The 2,499-nt window shown below is 68.4% G+C and carries 1 protein-coding gene; it reads left to right on the forward strand.

Annotation, left to right across the window (positions count from 1 at the left end):
• The first annotated feature begins 310 nt into the window (after positions 1 to 310).
• The gene (locus tag BIV25_RS34140) at positions 311 to 2,473 is read left to right on the forward strand and encodes a recombinase family protein (protein ID WP_079177059.1); all 2,163 of its coding nucleotides are present in this window, start codon (positions 311 to 313) and stop codon (positions 2,471 to 2,473) included.
• Positions 2,474 to 2,499 lie beyond the last annotated feature (26 nt).

The raw sequence follows: 2,499 nt of genomic DNA on the forward strand, positions 1-2,499 counted from the left end.
TCAATCGCCCAAGCACACTGCGCTTATGGATAGTCAAAGCAGTACGGAGACGCCGATAATCGGTCGTGAGGGTCTGCAGCGGTTGGTCGCTGTGGCCCATCGGTTGCGGGGCCGGATCAGCGACGAGGGGAATGAGTCGGCATGCCCGACGACAGTGACGTCGGCCCCAGACAACAGTGCGGGTGGTTCCGGACGAGCAGGTGTGGGCTGCGCTGCCGGAAGCGAACCGGCAGGTGGTCGTCGGGCAGTTGGTGCGGCTGGCGAGCCGCGCGTTGACGGTCTCCGTGACGGTGAGTGAACGGGACGCGCGATGACCTCGGTGATGCCGTGGGAGCGTCCCGGCAGCAAGATCGACGATCGTCACCTGCAGCGTCTTGCGGTGGTCTATGTCCGGCAGTCGACGCGCCAGCAGTTGGTCGATCACCAGGAGTCGACCCGGTTGCAGTACGCCCTGGTCGACAGGGCGGTCACGCTGGGCTGGCAGGCCGACCGTGTCCTGGTGATCGACGAGGACCTGGGCAGATCGGGCTCGAGCGCGGTGGCACGCACTGGCTTCCAGCGCCTGGTCACCGAGATCGGCTTGGATCACGTCGGTCTCGTGTTGGGGATCGAGATGTCCCGGCTGGCCCGTTCCGGCCGGGACTGGTACCAGCTGATCGAGCTGTGTGCCCTGTCGGGTGCGGTGCTGGCGGACACCGACGGGGTCTACGACCCGGGCGAGTACAACGACCGGCTGCTGCTGGGGCTGAAGGGCACGATGAGCGAGGCCGAACTCCACCTGATCAAGCAGCGGATGTGGAGCGGACGCCTGAACAAGGCCCGCCGCGGCGAGCTGGCCTTCCCGCTGCCCAGCGGCTACCTCCGTCGCCCGTCCGGGGAGGTTGCCTTCGACCCGGACGAGCAGGTGCAGACCGTCATCCGCCTGATCTTCACACAGTTCGAACGGCTCGGGACGCTGCACGCAGTACTTCGGTATCTCGTCGACCACGACATCCAGTTGGGCATCCGGCTGCGCGAGGGACCGGACAAGGGCACCCTGGAGTGGCGAAGGCCGAACCGGATGACGCTGCAAACCCTGCTGCACAACCCCGCCTATGCCGGCATCTACGCCTACGGGCGGCGCCGGGTCGACTCGCGCCGCCAGGACCCGGCCCGCCCCGGCACCGGACGGGTCGTCCGCTCCCGGGACGGATGGCATGTGGTGATCCCGAACGTCCTGCCCGCCTACATCACCATCGCCCAGTTCGAGGCGAACGAGGCGAAGTTGGCGGCCAACCGGGCTGTCGCCGAAGCGATGGGCTCTGTCCGGGGCGGCCCCGCCCTCGCGGCGGGCCTGGTTTCTTGCGGACGCTGCAACAGGCGCATGACCATGCGCTACCACACGCAGCACAGCAAGGCCCTGCCCGAGTACGTGTGCTGCCGGGACGCGACCAACTACGGAGCGCAGAAGAACTGCCAACTGCTCAACTCCGCCTGCGTGGACGCCTTCGTCGAGCAACAGCTCCTGGCAGCGCTGACGCCCGCCGCCGTCGAGGTGTCCCTGCACGCCGCCGACCAGGTCCTGGCCGAGCGGGCCGAGCTGGAGCGACTGTGGTCACTGCGACTCGAACGCGCCGCGCAGACGGCCGACCGCGCCCGCCGCAGCCATCACCTCGCCGAACCGGAGAACCGCCTGGTCGTCCGGCAACTGGAGAAGGAGTGGGAGGACGCGCTCGCCGCCCAGCAGCGACTCCAGGAGGAGTACGACCGCTTCACCCGCAGCAGCCCCCGCACCCTCACCTCGGCCGAGCGGGAGACCATCACCGCTCTGGCCGGCGATATCGAGGGCCTGTGGCACGCGCAGAGCACCACACCCGCCGACCGCAAAGAGATCGTCCGCGCGGTCGTCGACAAGGTCGTTGTCACCGTGCTCGGCATCAGCGAGCGAGTCCAGGTCGCCATCGTCTGGGCCGGCGGAACCACGACCATGGGCGAGGTCGTCCGCCCGGTCCAGCGGCTGGAACAGCTCAGCTACTACCCGCAGCTGACCACTCGGATCCGCGAACTCGCAGGCCAGGGCATCGGCGCGAGCAGGATCGCCGACCACCTCGAAGCCGATGGCTTTCGGCCCGCCAAGGGCGGCAAGCGGATCTCCGCAGCCACCGTCCACGACCTCATGCGCCGCCTGGACTGCCTCGCCGGCCGCGTTCACCGGCACCGTCCCGCCCCACCCGGCGAGGAACCCGGCCCCGACGAATGGTGGCTCAAACACCTGGCCGCCGAGCTCGACATGACGACCTCCACCCTCTACGCCTGGATCAACTGCGGATGGATCACCGTCCGCCGGGAAAGCTGCTGGCCACACAGGCTCATCGCCCACGCCGACCAGCGAGAGCTCGCCGAACTGCGCGAACGCCGGACACGTCCGCCAGGCTGGTACAGCCGCCGAATCTGGACCGACACCGCAGGGACCACAGAGCAACAGACTCCATGAGTGCACTGTGCTTGACAGATCTCCAC

It is taken from the genome of Streptomyces sp. MUSC 14, assembly GCF_001866675.1.
Lineage (GTDB): Bacteria > Actinomycetota > Actinomycetes > Streptomycetales > Streptomycetaceae > Streptomyces.